Source organism: Marinobacter sp. (genome assembly GCF_046484525.1).
In the GTDB taxonomy this organism is placed as follows: Bacteria; Pseudomonadota; Gammaproteobacteria; order Pseudomonadales; family Oleiphilaceae; genus Marinobacter.
Map to the genome: position 1 here is coordinate 17,480 of NZ_JAWOIS010000012.1, position 14,764 is coordinate 32,243.

Consider the following 14,764-nt stretch of genomic DNA (forward strand, 5'->3'; position numbering starts at 1 on the left):
AACTCTTATTTTACAATTTTTGACTGATTAAAATTAGTTAAGAATTCCCGAAAGCCAGGGGATTCATGCCGCGAGGGGCGTTCCGAAACTGTGCTGAGCCTTCGGAGCCGGGCGGCGGTCTTCCTCCCGAAACACGCTCAAACACATCCCTGTGGCGCTTGAGCTCCGCCCCTAAGTGCTAATTGCTCCTGCGTCGCACTTAGGGTCCTGGGCAGGCCGTCCCTGGCCTGCCCGTGAAGCGCTCTCGCGCTCCACCCATGGCTCCGCACAGTTTCGGGAGGAAGACCGCCGCCCGGCTCCAGCTCCGAGTTATTCCTGGCTTCCGTTACCGGCACCAAGGAATAATCGGTAGGCTTCATTGTCGGTCATGTTTTCATACCGGAAACCAACCTTGTCGAGCATCTTCTCGAAATCCGGCTCTTCGTCGTCGTTCACCTGGGCGCCCAGCAGAACCCGGCTGTAGGCGGCACCGTGGTTGCGGTAGTGGAACATGGAGATGTTCCAACGGGTGCCCAGGGACATCAGGAACTTCAGCAACGCGCCTGGACGCTCCGGGAATTCGAACTGATAGACCTTCTCGTTGCTGATGCTCGGGGCATGGCCACCGACCATGTGGCGAATGTGCTGCTTGGCCAGGTCACTGTCGGTCAGGTCGACCACTGAGTAGCCGCTTTCCCGCAGTTCCTGCACCAGTTCATCACGACCATGGCCGCCGGCCTGTATCTGGATCCCCACGAAGATCACCGCTTTCCGGGCGTCGGCATACCGGTAGTTGAATTCGGTGATGCTGCGCTTGTGCAGAGCGTTAATGAAGGATTTGAACGCCCCCGGCTTCTCGGGAATGGTGACGGCAAGGATGGCCTCGCGCTTTTCACCGATCTCGGTGCGCTCGGAGATGTAGCGCAGACGGTCGAAGTTCATGTTGGCGCCGCTGAGGACCGCCGCGAGGTTCTCGCCTTCCAGCTGCTCGCGCTCCACGTACTTCTTGAGCCCGGCGATGGAAAGCGCGCCGGCCGGCTCCGCGATGGAGCGGGTATCCTCGAACACATCCTTGATGGCGGCGCAGATCTCGTCGGTGGTAACCGTGATCACCTCGTCCACCAGGTCCTTGCAGACATTCCAGGGCTCCTCGCCAACCTGGCGCACTGCCACCCCGTCGGCAAAGATCCCGACTTCATCCAGGATCACCCGCTCACCGGCTTTCATAGCCGCCTGCAGGCAGTTGGAGTCTTCCGGCTCGACACCGATCACCTTGATCTCGGGACGCAGGTACTTGATGTACGCGGCCATGCCGGCGATCAGGCCGCCACCACCCACAGGGATAAAGACCGCGTGTAGGGGCTGGGAGAACTGCCACATCATTTCCATGGCCACGGTGCCCTGCCCTGCGATGACATCGGGATCATCGTAAGGCGGGATGTAGGTATAGCCGTGCTTCTTGATCAATTCCTGGGCGTGGGCGGCGGCCTCATCAAAGGCGTCACCCTTGAGCACCACTTTGGCACCCCGGTCCCGCACGGACCTCACCTTGATGTCCGGTGTGGTCTGGGGCATCACAATCACCGCCTTGATGCCCAGTTCCTTCGCCGACATCGCCACTCCCTGGGCATGGTTGCCGGCGGAGGCGCAGATCACGCCCTTGGCTTTCTGCTCTTCGGACAGCTGGGCAATTCGGTTGTACGCGCCGCGAATCTTGAAGGAAAACACCGGCTGAAGGTCTTCGCGCTTGAGCATAATGTTATTGGCAAAGCGCTTGGACAGGCTTCGGGCTTCAGTCAGGGGTGTTTCGATGGCCACGTCGTAGACGCGCGCATCGAGTATCTTCTTGATATAGCGTTGCGGCATAGTGGTTCCGGTTGCTTGGTGAGTGTTCGGGAAAAACCGACAGTGTAGAAAGTTTGCACGGCAGCCGTCTATAAGCAGACCTCACAGGCCGCTATAATGACCGTACATTTCATCCCGAATTGCAGACGGAGCCCGACATGACCCAGGACGAACTCAAGAAGACCGTGGCCAAAGCCGCCGTGGACTACATCGCCCCCCGCCTCGACAGCGACAGCATCGTCGGCGTGGGTACCGGAAGCACCGCCAACTTCTTTATCGACATGCTGGCCGAGCTGAAGAACGAGTTCGATGGTGCCGTGGCCAGCTCCGAAGCCACTGCCGAACGGCTGAAGAGCCACGGCATTCCGGTGTATGACCTCAACAGCGCCGGGGAGCTGGATTTTTACGTGGACGGTGCTGACGAAACCAATGAACGGCTGGAACTGATCAAGGGCGGCGGCGCCGCGCTGACCCGGGAAAAAATCGTCGCAGCGGTAGCCAAGACCTTTATCTGCATCGCCGACGAATCCAAAATGGTTGGCGTGCTGGGCAGCTTCCCCCTGCCGGTGGAAGTCATCCCCATGGCCCGCAGCCATGTCGGCCGGGAAATCGTCAAACTCGGCGGCGACCCGGTGTACCGTGAAGGTGTCGTTACCGATAACGGCAACATCATCATCGACGTCCACAATATGGATATCTCCCGGCCGATCCACGTGGAAGAACAGCTCAACAACATCGTCGGCGTGGTCACCAACGGTCTGTTTGCCCGCCGCCCGGCCGACCTGTTGCTGCTGGGCACCAGCGAAGGTGTCAAGAGTATTCCCCGCAAGGGCGCCTGAACGGCGACTACCTGAAGGGCTGGCTTTCCAGGCCAGCCCTTTTTGTTTGGATCAAACCACAAACCAAGCGCTTGCTTGGTAACTGATTTTGGGTGACACTGCTCCCATTCACGATTGTCCACAGGGAGCCCCGACCGTGCCCGAATACTTCAACGACATCCACGAACAGGCACGCCTCAGTGCCCGGAAATTTATCGAAACCCACGTCCTGCCACACATCGATGACTGGGAAAATGCGGGCGAATTTCCCCGGGAGTTGTATAAAAAGGCGGGCGACGCCGGTTTGCTCGGCATCGGTTTTCCGGAAGCCCTGGGCGGAACCGGCGAAGGGGACATTTTCCTGAAAGTGGCGGTCTCCGAGGAACTGATGCGCTCCACCTCCGGCGGCCTGGTCGCGGGCCTGGGCTCCCTGGACATCGGCCTGCCGCCGGTGGCGAAATGGGCCAAAAAGGAGATCCGCGAACAGATCGTGCCACCGGTTCTGCGCGGCGAGAAAATTTCCGCCCTGGCCATCACCGAACCCGGCGGCGGCTCCGACGTGGCCAACCTGAAAACCCGGGCAGTCCGGGAGGGCGACCACTACATCGTCAACGGGAGCAAGACCTTCATCACCAGCGGCATGCGTGCCGACCACTACACCGTCGCGGTACGTACCGGCGGCGACGGCCACGGGGGGATCAGCCTCTTACTCATCGACCGGGATATGCCGGGCTTCTCCACAGGCAAGAAGCTTCGCAAGATGGGCTGGTGGGCCAGCGACACAGCTGAACTCTTCTTCCAGGACTGCCGGGTACCCGCTGACCGTCTGATCGGCGCCGAGAACGCGGGCTTCACCGCCATCATGAGCAACTTCCTGGCTGAACGATTGATGCTGTCCATCATGGCCTACATGACCGCCCAACTCGCCTACGAGGCCGCCTTGGACTACACCAAACAACGCCAGGCCTTCGGCCGGAGCATCGCCGGTTTCCAGGTGACGCGCCACAAGTTGGTGGATATGGCCACCCAGATCGACGTGGCCCGCGAATACACCTACCGCTGCGCGGCCCTGATGCAGGCCGGCAAGAACCCGATCAAGCAGGTAGCCATGGCCAAGAATTTCTCGGTGGACGTCTGCGAGAAAGTCACCCGGGAGGCGGTGCAGCTGTTCGGTGGCATGGGTTACATGCGGGAGTCAGTGGTGGAGCGCCTCTACCGTGACGCCAAGATCCTGTCCATAGGCGGCGGCACGACGGAGATCATGAAAGAGCTCATCGCCAAGCAGATCAAATTGTAGCCTTCTGACTTAGGGGGAAGGGGCCGTGTCAGTGGCTGTTCCAAAACACGCTACGAGCACGTCCATGTGCGCTTGTTTCGGGCCGTCCCTGGCCCTCAACAGTTTTGGAACAGCCACTGACACGGCCCCCTCAGCACAGGTGCTAACCTCCGGCCACGTTCATAACAAAGCTTTTTCAGAATAGCTTCATCGGCATACCGCGAATGTTCGGGCGGCTAGCTGGCAAGACCTTCCGAAAACGTGGAGCGCCAAGGATGGCGCGACCGAACCCTACAGGGACGTATTCACGGGCGCTTTTTGGAAGCTCCCACCAGAGATCCGCTCGCACCCAAGTCAGAGTTAAGCCAACTCAAGAGCCAACGACCAAGGTTTAGTTTCGAACTGCAAGAGACTCCCGTATAATTGCGCTCACTTTTTAGCCGCAGTTAAACGCACCTCAACGTATCAGGAAGGATCGCACATGCAATTCGACAACATCCCCGCAGGCAAAAACCCGCCTGAAGACATCTACGTTGCCATCGAGATTCCGGCCAACAGCTCCCCGGTCAAGTACGAACTGGACAAAGACATGGGCGCCCTGCTGGTAGACCGTTTCATGGCCACCCCGATGTTCTACCCGGCCAACTACGGCTTCATCCCCCATACCCTGGCCGACGACGGCGACCCCCTGGACGTACTCGTCGTCACCCCGTACCCGGTACAAGCTGGATCCGTTATCCGCGCCCGCCCCGTTGGCGTTCTGAACATGGAAGACGAAGCCGGTGGTGATGCCAAGCTGGTTGCCGTGCCCCACGACAAGCTGACCACCTCCTATCACAATGTGAAGGAGATCGAAGACCTGCCCGAGCTGCTCCGCGATCAGATCCGGCACTTCTTCGAGAACTACAAGACTCTCGAGCCGGGCAAGTGGGTCAAAGTACAGGGCTGGGACAACGCCGCAGCCGCCAAGAAAGCCATCAAAGATGCCATCAACGCCTACAAGGGCTGATGGACAAGACGCTTCAGATGCAAAAAAACCGGGTCCTCAAACCCGGTTTTTTTTGTGCTCGGAACCGGGACTGCCTCAGCCCCGTGACAACAGATCCCGCATATCGCTGATTGCCGCATTGGCGCGGGACAGGTAGGCGGCCATGGTCAGGGAGTGGTTGGCCAGCACGCCGAAGCCGCTGCCGTTCAGGATTACCGGGCTCCACATCTGGCCCTGGGTACCCTCAAGCTCGATGATGATCTGCTTCACGCTGGCCATGGCATTCTTGTCCTGCAACACCTTGCGGAAATCCACCTCAATGGCGCGGAAGATGTGCAACAACGCCCAGGCACTGCCGCGGGCCTCGTAGAACACATCATCGATTTCGGTCCAGGGTGTCTGCACTTCGCTACCCCCGGTTTCTTCAGCCAGCGGGTTGTCGCTATCCACGTTAGCTACCGCGTCTGAAACGGACGCCTTGCCGACGCTCTCCCCAAGGTTCCGGGACAGGCTACCCAGCCGGGTCTCCAGATCCGCCAGCCAGCTGTTGAGGTTGTCGGCCCGGGCAAAGAACTGGGCGTCGGCCTGCTCCGGGGCAGACAGGCGGTTCAGATACCGTTTGAGGGCCGTAATCCCGCGACGGTACTCGGATTCGGTAGACGGGATGGCCCAGCTCTGGCTGTCAAAGTGGAACTGGGGCTCGGCGATAACCAGATCAGGATCCTCAGAGGACTGGCTCTGGGAACGGGCAATGTCCCGGCGCATGGCCCGGGACAGGTCGCGAAGCTGGACCAGCACGCCAAATTCCCAGTTGGCGATGTTGTCCAGCCATAATCCCGGCGGGAAAATGTCGTTGGAGATGTAGCCACCGGGTTTGTCCAACAGAGTTTCGGCAATCCGGATCATGGTGGTTGTGGTAGCAAAACCGGTGACCGGTTCCCGCTCCATGGTGTTGGCCACCGTCCGGGTATTCTCGCGCACGGAAAAGGTGTCAGGCTCGCCGCTCCAGTAGATACCGACGATGATGGCCGCCAGCAGGTAGATCACCAGGGCCGCGATGATGAACCGGCCGATTACGCCGCTGCCCCCGGCGTAATCCTGAACGTCCTCTTTCCGATCCCTGAAGAACTGTCTGAATTTGCCTGGCATAAGACTCCTAATCCCCTTGCGGTTGTTGGTCAGCAGCGAATGGTCGACCCAAATGGTACCCCATGGCGCCATCGATACCCAGCTTGCAGAGTTCCGAGTACTCCGCAGCCGTTTCCACGCCGGTGGCAAAGACCCGGACACCGCGACGGTGCGCTATGGCGATCACCGATTCCAGGTAGAAACGGTTTTCCTCGTGACTGTCAAGATCGTGGATAAAGCTGTTATCGATACGCAGCGCCTGAAATCTCAGATTCCTGAGATAGCTGAAGGGTACGCCTCCCACCCCGAACCGGTCCACCAGCACCGGCACATTGATCCGCCCCAGGGCCCGCACCAGCAGACCCGCCGCGGTACGGTGATGATGGATGGTCTGCTCGGAGATCCCGATCCACAGCTGCCGGGCGCTGTCACCGGCCTGCTCCAGCCAGGCCAGCAAATCCTCGCGGAACGCCTCGCTGGCCACCGATGCCCCTGCCAGGGATACCGCCAGCTCCTCGCCGGGCTTGGCGGCCAGCCTTTCCAGCACTCTTTGCATCAGCAGCCGGTCGATCTGCTCAACCAGCCCGAACCGCTCTGCCATGGGCACAAAGACGCTGGCCTTGAGCTCACCTTCCGGCGTCTCCAGCCTGGAAAACACCTGGTGATACAGCGGCGACCGAGTGTGTTCACTGATCATCGGTTGCAGCCACAGCGAGAACCGCTGTTTGCGTATCGCCTCGGTCAGGATCACCCGCCAGGTTTCCAGGTTGTGGTGATGTTCCTGCTCACCATTGGCCAACTGGTAACCACTGTCTCCCAGCGCCTGGGCCTTTCTGAGGGCTTCGTCGGCAGCAGACATCAACTCGCGGGCGCTTCTGCCCACCCGAACCCTGGCAAGCCCGGCATGCACCGCCACTCTCATGGATGAGGCAAGGTCGGCATAGATACTGTCAAGTTCTTCGACAAGGTCCCGACACCAGACGCTGGCATCGGCGGGCATGGCGCCCGGCAGATAGATAGCGAAATCAGCCCCTGTACGGCGGCCGGCAAAACTGCCCGCATGCCGGGCCATGAAACGGTCCAGCTCGCCGGCAATGCGCACCAGAAGGCGATCCCCTTCGGCCCGGCCAAAGGCCTGATTAAACCCGGCAATTTCCCACAAATGGATCAGGATCAGAATTCCCGGTGCCGACTTTTCCTCCGATTCGACTTCGACCTTGAGGCGCTGATCAAAGGCACTGCGACTGGCCAGCCCGGTGACAGGATCCTCATTGTTCAGTCGGCGCAGATGCTGGATCAGTCGGGCCTGACCCTCAAATAGGTGCCCGAGGTCGTCGGACATCTGGTTCATCGCCTCGGTGACTTGGTTCAGCTCTCGGGTCGAGCGGATGGTGACATGGCGCCGGAAATCCCGATTGCCAAGCGCCTTCGCCTGCTCTTCCAGAGCTGCCAGCGGGCGCAGGGTACGTGTCAGGAGCATAAAGAGGACAAACAGCCCCAGGATTCCGATCACCATAATGGCAACCACAAGCCCGTTGGTAATGCGCCAGAGATCCCGGTAAGCGCGGGCCGGGTCACTGACCACCTGGACCGTCCCGAGCCTGCGCCAGCCCCGCACCACTTGTGCTTCGGCAACCGGAAGCGGCAGATCCACCACCGAACGGAACCAGGCAGGCACACCGATCTGGTCCAGGGATTTCCTGCGTCCGGCTATGATTTCACCCTTGTTATCCAGGTAGATGACCCTGAGGTACCGGCCGCTGTCGAACACTGCGTCAATGAGGGACGCCGAAGCCACCGGATCACTCCCGTCGATGGCATTGGAAAGGGACAGCCCGACGGCGGTGGCGCCATCCCGGGCATGGCCCGTCAGCTGTTCAGACACATAGCCCCGAAAATGGCTGAAACTGGTCACGAAGCCAGCCACGAGCACAAACACCAGCAGGCTACCGGTAAAAAGCAGCAGCAGGGTACGGAGGGTAATCATCCCCACCTGGTTCCGCGCAGACTGCGGACTCTGCTTCCATGCCATAAGGAATTGCTCCGGAGGGGCTGCAACAGTCGACGCAGCAACTGTGACCTGCACCCCAGAGTTGACAAACATTTACATTGCGCCACCTGCGCCGACCACTTTAAACACTATAGACTCTGTAACAGCACCAAGGTTAAAAAAATCGTCCCCACCGGGCGGGGCGGACATAATGTGTAGGGACGAGCCGGAGTAACATGAACGACCAAAGCCAGAAAGAAAAACTCAGACAGCACTTTGCCCGACGCGTAACCACCCAGGCACGGGTTGTCCTGGACACCTGGCAGAAGATCCATTCCGACCACAGCCTGGCGGCCTCCCATCGCGCCGAACTGGTCAGCGCCACCGACAAACTGGTGCGCTACGCCCAGCGTTTCGAGATGGACGGCCACGCGGAAGCCGGTCAGAAAGCGCTCGACCTCATGACCCGCTGGCCCGCAGACAGCTCTCCGGACGAGGCGCTGTGGCCGCAGCTTCAGGATGCCATGGAACACCTGTGTCAGAGCACCTTGCGCCGCACCGACCAGGACAAGACCGACGCCCCCCGGCAATACCGACGGACTCCGATCTACGTCGCGCTGGAAAATGAGGAAATGGCCGCACGACTGATCCGACAGCTGGAGTTTTTCGGCTTCCGGGCCTCGGCCTTTTCCACTGCGGATGCCCTGATGGAAGCCTGCGCCCTGAGCAAACCGGAAACCATCCTGATGGATGTGAATTTCGTTGGCGGCGCGAATGCCGGTATCGGTATCATCGAGCATCTTCAGGAACATCACGAAACACCGATTCCGGTCATTTTCGTGAGTGACGAAGATGGTTCCATCGAAACTCGCCTCAGGGCCTCACGGTGCGGGGGCGAGGAGTTCTTCTACCCGGCGGTCGACCCCGGCCAGCTGATCGAGAAAATCGAGACCTACACCCACGGCAATACCGTTGAGCCCTATCGCGTGCTGGTGCTGGACGACTCCCGGGCCCAGGCCAAGTACATGGAAACGGTGCTGAAGCGGGCCGGCATGACGGCTCATATCATCACCGATCCGATGCAGATCATTCATGCCCTGGATGAGTTCTCTCCGGAAATCATCATTCTGGACATGTACATGCCCGGCTGCACCGGCATGGAGATCGCCCGGGTCATCCGCCAGCAGGACCGCTTCCACAGCGTGCCCATCATCTACCTCTCGGCGGAGGAAGACGTCAGCAAACAGCTCCATGCCATGAGCCTGGGGGGAGACGACTTCCTGACCAAGCCCATTGATCCAAAGCATCTGGTCGCCACCATCCACAACCGGGGCCGGCGTGCCCGCTCCCTGCTGGCGCTGATGATCCGTGACAGTCTGACCGGCCTGTACAACCACACCCACACCCTGCATCTACTGGACCAGGAAATCGCCAAGGCGCGCCAGAAGGACCAGCCCCTGGCCTTCGCCATGATTGACATCGACTACTTCAAGAAGGTGAATGATACCTTCGGGCACCCGATCGGAGACCGGGTTCTGCGCAGCCTGTCCATGTTCCTGAAACAGCGGCTGCGCAAGACCGACCATGTCGGCCGATACGGCGGCGAGGAGTTTGCCATCATCATGCCGGACACCCGGCCCAGTGACGCCCGCAATGTACTGAACGAGGTCCGGGAGCGATTCTCGGAACTCCGCCAGCGCGCGGGCGACCGGGAGTTCAATGTGACCTTCAGCTGCGGCGTCGCCACCCTGCAACCGGGGCAAACCGCCCAGGAACTGTGCGACCGGGCCGATCAGGCGCTGTATGTCTCCAAGAAGGCTGGTCGTAACTGCGTGAGCGCAGACACCCCCTGACCCGTCCCCTCAGCGGGCCGGACCGGCCCGCTGCCCCTACCTTCTGCTATGAAACCAACGTCGTATGGAAGTCGGCCCTGACCTTGCCGACAATGATTGTCATCAGCGGAAAGATCCCGTTTCGATTGCCAGTGCAGTCTTTTTACGACCAATGGCCAACACGGAAGATTGTCAAAAAGTGTTGATCTAAGGAAAACAAGCACGCACCATTGTGGGGAAATGCCGTGATTTTCGGCGATCCTGTTAAAAAGACTGCAAGGCAGGCGTAATCATGTCCACCATTCTTGTGCTCCATGGCCCCAACCTCAACATGCTCGGCACCCGTGAGCCCGAGGTGTACGGTTACGAGACTCTGAAGGACATCGATGACCGACTGAAGGCGAAAGCGGCCGAAAAGGGCCATCATTTGCTCCACCTTCAGTCCAATGCCGAGTACGAATTGATCGAGCGGGTCCATGAAGCACGGGCCGAAGGCGTGGATTTCCTCATCATCAATCCTGCCGCTTTCACCCATACCAGCATCGCTCTCCGGGATGCTGTGCTGGCTTCCGGGATCCCCTTCATCGAAGTGCATCTTTCCAACGTGCATGCGCGGGAACCGTTCCGCCATCACTCCTATTTTTCCGATATCGCCATTGGCGTTATCTGCGGGTTGGGCAGCCAGGGGTACGACCTCGCCCTGCAGGCGGCCCTGCAACGAATTCACCGATAGATCAGACACAACGGGACTGGATTAATTATGGATATTCGCAAGATCAAGAAACTCATTGAACTCCTGGAGGAATCCGATGTCGAGGAACTGGAGATCCAGGAAGGCGACGATTCTGTCCGCATCTCCCGCCGTCGCGAGCAGGCCGCCGGCACCCAGTACGTGAGCCATTTGCCGGCACCGGCACCCCAGGCCGCAGCTCCCGCGCCTGCGCCGGCTCCCGCTGCGGAAGAACCCGCCGCCCCGGCAGGCCCGTCCGGCCATACCGTGAACTCCCCGATGGTCGGCACCTTCTACCGGGCACCGTCGCCCACCGCCCAGTCGTTCGTGGAAGTTGGCCAGACGGTCAACGTCGGTGACGTGATCTGCATCGTCGAGGCGATGAAGATGATGAACCAGATCGAGGCTGACAAGACCGGAACTGTAACTGAAATCCTGGTCGAGAATGGCCAGCCGGTGGAGTTTGACCAGCCCCTGGTCGTCATTTCCTGAACTGGGTGATTGTTACTCATGGCCATGTTAGAAAAAGTTCTGATCGCAAACCGCGGTGAAATCGCGCTGCGCATCCTGCGTGCCTGCAAGGAGCTGGGCATCAACACCGTTGCCGTACACTCGCAGGTGGACCGGGAACTGATGCACGTGCGTCTTGCCGACGAATCCGTGTGCATCGGCCCGAACAGCGCAACCGAAAGCTACCTGAACATCCCCGCCATCATCAGCGCGGCGGAGGTAACCGATTCAGTGGGCATCCATCCTGGTTACGGCTTCCTGGCAGAGAACGCCGACTTCGCCGAGCAGGTCGAAAAGAGCGGCTTCCGGTTCATCGGCCCGAAGGCCGAAACCATCCGTCTGATGGGCAACAAGGTCTCCGCCATCGAAGCCATGAAAAAGGCTGGCGTACCGACCGTGCCCGGATCCGACGGCCCGCTCACCGAGGACGACGAGCGCACCCTGCAGATTGCCCGGGAGATCGGCTACCCGGTAATGATCAAGGCCGCCTCCGGCGGTGGTGGCCGGGGCATGCAGGTGGTCCACTCCGAAGCAGCCCTGCTCAAGGCAATCCAGATTACCCAAAGCGAGGCCCGCAACGCCTTCGGCGACCCCACCGTGTACCTGGAAAAATTCCTGGAAACACCGCGCCACGTGGAAGTACAGGTGCTGGCGGACATGCACGGCAACGTCATCCACCTGGGCGACCGCGACTGCTCCATGCAGCGCCGCAACCAGAAGGTGATCGAGGAAGCGCCGGCACCGAACGTCAATCCGGAATCCCGGGAAAAAACCCTGAAGGCCTGTGTCGATGCCTGCAAGGAAATCGGCTACGTGGGCGCCGGCACCTTCGAGTTCCTGTACCAGGACGGCGAGTTCTACTTCATCGAGATGAACACCCGGGTCCAGGTGGAACACCCGGTTTCCGAGATGGTTACCGGCGTGGACATCGTGCGCGAGCAGCTGCGCATTGCCAGCGGACTGCCACTGCAGTACAGCCAGGATGAAATCCACATCCAGGGCCATGCCATTGAATGCCGGATCAACGCCGAGGACCCCAAGACCTTTGTGCCCAGCCCGGGCAAGGTCAAGCATTATCACGCGCCTGGCGGAAACGGCATTCGTGTTGACTCCCACCTGTACAGCGGCTACACGGTCCCGCCGTACTACGATTCGCTCGTGGCCAAGCTCATTACCTGGGGCGACGATCGCGAGATCGCTCGCCGGCGCATGAAGAACGCGCTGGACGAGATGGTGGTCGAGGGCATCAAGACCAACCAACTCCTGCATCGGAGACTGGTACGCGATGGCGGCTTCAAACAGGTAGACTTCACTATCCACTACCTGGAAAAACTGATGCGGGAATAACCATGCCCTGGATACAACTCCAGATCCCGGCTGATCCGGACAATGCGGATCAGCTGGAGGATCTGCTCATGGAGATGGGCGCTGACGCCGTCTCCATGGAAGACGCCGCCGACCAGCCCCTTTACGAGCCGGACCCCGGCACCACCCCCCTGTGGAGCCAGACCACGGTGACCGGACTGTTCCAGTCCGATCGAGACATTGACCAGCTGTGCGCGGACATCCGCGACGGCTGGCACCAGCAGACCCAGCAGTCCTTGCCGGAGATCGAGGTCACCCTGGTGGAAGACAAGGACTGGGAGCGGGCCTGGATGGATGATTTCCAGCCCCTGAAATTCGGCGAGCGGCTCTGGATTGTGCCCAGCTGGCATGATGCGCCAGACCCGGAAGCGGCCAACCTGATGCTCGACCCGGGCCTTGCCTTCGGCACCGGCACGCACCCAACCACGGCGCTCTGCCTGGAATGGCTGGACGGCCAGGACGTGCAAGGCAAGCAGGTCATCGATTATGGTTGCGGCTCCGGCATCCTGGGCCTGGCGGCGCTGCTGCTGGGTGCCGATCACGTCATTGGTGTCGATACCGATCCCCAGGCACTGGAGGCCAGCCGTGCGAATGCCCGGCGCAACGGCGTCGAGGAATCCAGACTGGACCTGTACCTGCCGGAAGACGAGCCGGACACCCGCTGTGACGTGATGCTGGCCAACATCCTGGCCCAACCTCTGATCGGCCTCGCGTCCCACCTGGCAGCCCTGACCCGGCCCGGCGGCGATCTGGTGCTTTCGGGCATCCTGTCCAACCAGGCCCGGGAAGTCATGGAGGCCTATGAACCCTGGTTTATCATGGACGAGCCCGAACAGCGCGAAGAATGGATACGCCTCACAGGACAGCGCAAGGACAGATGACGAACCGGACGATAGCGACTAAACTCCGACACTCGTAGTACAGCCGCTTTCAGGAACGAAGCATGACCCAGAGCAGCCTGCAGACACAGTGCCCGAAGTGCCATACCCGTTTCCGCGTTTCCGATGAACAGCTTGGCGTCGCCAAGGGCAAAGTCCGCTGCGGCAACTGCATGGAGGTTTTCAACGCCATTGAACACCGGGTCATGCCCTCCTCTCCTCAGCCTCCGGCGCCTTCAGGCGGAGAAGCCGAGCCCTCCGACCTGACTACCGAAGAAGACTTCGTGTTTGCCGACAACCCCGATGAGGATGCCGAGGAGGGCCGTTACGCCGGCTCAAAACTGTCATTCTCGGATGACGAACTCAGCGACAGCTTCCTTTCCATCAACCAGAACGAGAAGCCGGGCTTCCGGGATGCCAATACGGACTCCGAGCCGGAGGAAGTGGACGAAAGCTGGGCCGACGCGATTCTGGAAGAGGACGAACAGCCTCGGCAGCCCAGTGAGCCCGAACAGCCGGCCCCGTCACAACCTTACCGGGATGAAGCAGCCCCGACATTCTCTGCCCGCGAGCCTGAGCCTGAAAAGTTCGAACCAAGGCCCGCAAAACCTGAATCTGAACCGGAACCGGCCCGTGAACCACGCCGGAGCGCCTCCCGACCCGCGCCGGAGCCGACCTTCAGCGCCACCGACACCTCCGGCGAGGAGCCGGTAGAGTCCGGCTTCCATCCCGAACGCACAGAGGCCCCCGCCCCAGAATCCATGCGCGCGACGGCTCCATTCAGCGATCTCCGGCGTGAACCCGTCTCGGTCAACAAGGGGCGCGGCGGCAAGGCCCGGACCATCCTCTGGAGCCTGGTTGTGATTGCCCTGCTCGGTGTTCTGGTGGCGCAGGTGACATGGTTCCAGTTCGATCGCCTGTCGGCCATTCCCGAGCTGCGACCATTTTACGAGAAAGGCTGTGAACTGGCGGGCTGTGAACTCAAGCCCCTGGTCAATGTTGACGTCATCCAGAGCCGCAAGCTGGTAGTTCGCACCGATCCCGAGAACCGGGGTCAGCTGCTGGTGGATGCCGTGATCATCAACCGGGCGGATTTCGGGCAACCATTTCCGGCTATTGCACTGACCTTCTCCAACCTCAATGGCGACGTGGTTGCCCAGAGCGTGTTCACCCCTGACGAATATCTCGCTGGTGACAGCCGGGAACTGGACAGCATGCCAACGGATACGCCGGTGCGCATCGCCATCAGCATCCGTGATCCGGGTCGGGATGCGGTCAATTACAACCTGAACTTCCGTCCCTACGCGCCCTGATTGCGTAAGCAAGTATTTACTTGGCGAATGGCTGCGCAGCCACCAGAACGAACAAAAGTCAACCAGAAAGAACGAAAAATAATCAGCTTTTTTCACTGTCAAGCCCCTTCAA

12 protein-coding genes are annotated in these 14,764 nt (G+C 60.3%); 9 read left to right on the top strand and 3 right to left on the bottom strand.

Going from position 1 to position 14,764, the window contains the following annotated elements:
• Positions 1-309: 309 nt before the first annotated feature.
• A complete protein-coding gene (ilvA, locus tag R6W86_RS02315) occupies positions 310-1,917 on the bottom strand; it encodes a threonine ammonia-lyase, biosynthetic (RefSeq protein WP_410327845.1) in 1,608 nt (535 codons plus the stop codon).
• A gap of 65 nt (positions 1,918-1,982) precedes the next feature.
• Between ilvA and rpiA the strand changes: the two genes are divergently transcribed.
• From rpiA to ppa, 3 genes are all read left to right on the top strand, one after another.
• A complete protein-coding gene (rpiA, locus tag R6W86_RS02320) occupies positions 1,983-2,663 on the top strand; it encodes a ribose-5-phosphate isomerase RpiA (protein ID WP_410327785.1) in 681 nt (226 codons plus the stop codon).
• A gap of 136 nt (positions 2,664-2,799) precedes the next feature.
• Positions 2,800-3,939, top strand: coding sequence for an acyl-CoA dehydrogenase family protein (locus R6W86_RS02325; RefSeq protein WP_410327786.1), 1,140 nt, complete (start codon positions 2,800-2,802; stop codon positions 3,937-3,939).
• Between the two features lie 460 nt (positions 3,940-4,399).
• Positions 4,400-4,927 carry an inorganic diphosphatase gene (ppa, locus tag R6W86_RS02330; protein ID WP_410327787.1) on the top strand — a complete coding sequence of 176 codons (528 nt, stop codon included), beginning with the start codon at positions 4,400-4,402 and terminating at the stop codon, positions 4,925-4,927.
• A 75-nt stretch (positions 4,928-5,002) separates the two neighbouring features.
• On the opposite strand, the gene R6W86_RS02335 is transcribed toward ppa, so the two are convergent.
• Together R6W86_RS02335 and R6W86_RS02340 are read right to left on the bottom strand one after the other, a co-directional pair.
• On the bottom strand, positions 5,003-6,055 hold the full coding sequence (locus tag R6W86_RS02335) for a DUF2333 family protein (RefSeq protein ID WP_410327788.1): 1,053 nt from the start codon (positions 6,053-6,055) through the stop codon (positions 5,003-5,005).
• Between the two features lie 7 nt (positions 6,056-6,062).
• The gene (locus tag R6W86_RS02340) at positions 6,063-8,066 is read right to left on the bottom strand and encodes an EAL domain-containing protein (RefSeq protein WP_410327789.1); all 2,004 of its coding nucleotides are present in this window, start codon (positions 8,064-8,066) and stop codon (positions 6,063-6,065) included.
• Between the two features lie 194 nt (positions 8,067-8,260).
• Between R6W86_RS02340 and R6W86_RS02345 the strand changes: the two genes are divergently transcribed.
• The 6 genes from R6W86_RS02345 to R6W86_RS02370 all read left to right on the top strand — a co-directional run bounded on the left by R6W86_RS02345 (position 8,261) and on the right by R6W86_RS02370 (position 14,652).
• A complete protein-coding gene (locus R6W86_RS02345; RefSeq protein WP_410327790.1) occupies positions 8,261-9,877 on the top strand; it encodes a diguanylate cyclase in 1,617 nt (538 codons plus the stop codon).
• 271 nt (positions 9,878-10,148) lie between these two features.
• On the top strand, positions 10,149-10,589 hold the full coding sequence (gene aroQ / locus R6W86_RS02350) for a type II 3-dehydroquinate dehydratase (RefSeq protein ID WP_092003655.1): 441 nt from the start codon (positions 10,149-10,151) through the stop codon (positions 10,587-10,589).
• A gap of 27 nt (positions 10,590-10,616) precedes the next feature.
• Positions 10,617-11,078 carry an acetyl-CoA carboxylase biotin carboxyl carrier protein gene (accB, locus tag R6W86_RS02355; protein ID WP_410327791.1) on the top strand — a complete coding sequence of 154 codons (462 nt, stop codon included), beginning with the start codon at positions 10,617-10,619 and terminating at the stop codon, positions 11,076-11,078.
• An 18-nt stretch (positions 11,079-11,096) separates the two neighbouring features.
• The gene (gene accC, locus R6W86_RS02360) at positions 11,097-12,443 is read left to right on the top strand and encodes an acetyl-CoA carboxylase biotin carboxylase subunit (protein WP_410327792.1); all 1,347 of its coding nucleotides are present in this window, start codon (positions 11,097-11,099) and stop codon (positions 12,441-12,443) included.
• Between the two features lie 2 nt (positions 12,444-12,445).
• Positions 12,446-13,342, top strand: coding sequence for a 50S ribosomal protein L11 methyltransferase (gene prmA / locus R6W86_RS02365; RefSeq protein ID WP_410327793.1), 897 nt, complete (start codon positions 12,446-12,448; stop codon positions 13,340-13,342).
• Positions 13,343-13,404: 62 nt separating this feature from the next.
• Positions 13,405-14,652 carry a DUF3426 domain-containing protein gene (locus tag R6W86_RS02370; protein ID WP_410327794.1) on the top strand — a complete coding sequence of 416 codons (1,248 nt, stop codon included), beginning with the start codon at positions 13,405-13,407 and terminating at the stop codon, positions 14,650-14,652.
• The last annotated feature ends 112 nt before the right edge of the window (positions 14,653-14,764 follow it).

What these genes read in the sequence shown, in the direction of transcription:
- R6W86_RS02370 (WP_410327794.1), top strand. Translation starts at nt 13,405, where the DNA reads ATGACCCAGAGCAGCCTGCAGACACAGTGCCCGAAGTGCCATACCCGT.
- prmA (WP_410327793.1), top strand. Translation starts at nt 12,446, where the DNA reads ATGCCCTGGATACAACTCCAGATCCCGGCTGATCCGGACAATGCGGAT.
- ppa (WP_410327787.1), top strand. Translation starts at nt 4,400, where the DNA reads ATGCAATTCGACAACATCCCCGCAGGCAAAAACCCGCCTGAAGACATC.
- accB (WP_410327791.1), top strand. Translation starts at nt 10,617, where the DNA reads ATGGATATTCGCAAGATCAAGAAACTCATTGAACTCCTGGAGGAATCC.
- R6W86_RS02340 (WP_410327789.1), bottom strand. Translation starts at nt 8,066, where the DNA reads ATGGCATGGAAGCAGAGTCCGCAGTCTGCGCGGAACCAGGTGGGGATG.
- rpiA (WP_410327785.1), top strand. Translation starts at nt 1,983, where the DNA reads ATGACCCAGGACGAACTCAAGAAGACCGTGGCCAAAGCCGCCGTGGAC.
- R6W86_RS02335 (WP_410327788.1), bottom strand. Translation starts at nt 6,055, where the DNA reads ATGCCAGGCAAATTCAGACAGTTCTTCAGGGATCGGAAAGAGGACGTT.
- aroQ (WP_092003655.1), top strand. Translation starts at nt 10,149, where the DNA reads ATGTCCACCATTCTTGTGCTCCATGGCCCCAACCTCAACATGCTCGGC.
- accC (WP_410327792.1), top strand. Translation starts at nt 11,097, where the DNA reads ATGGCCATGTTAGAAAAAGTTCTGATCGCAAACCGCGGTGAAATCGCG.
- R6W86_RS02345 (WP_410327790.1), top strand. Translation starts at nt 8,261, where the DNA reads ATGAACGACCAAAGCCAGAAAGAAAAACTCAGACAGCACTTTGCCCGA.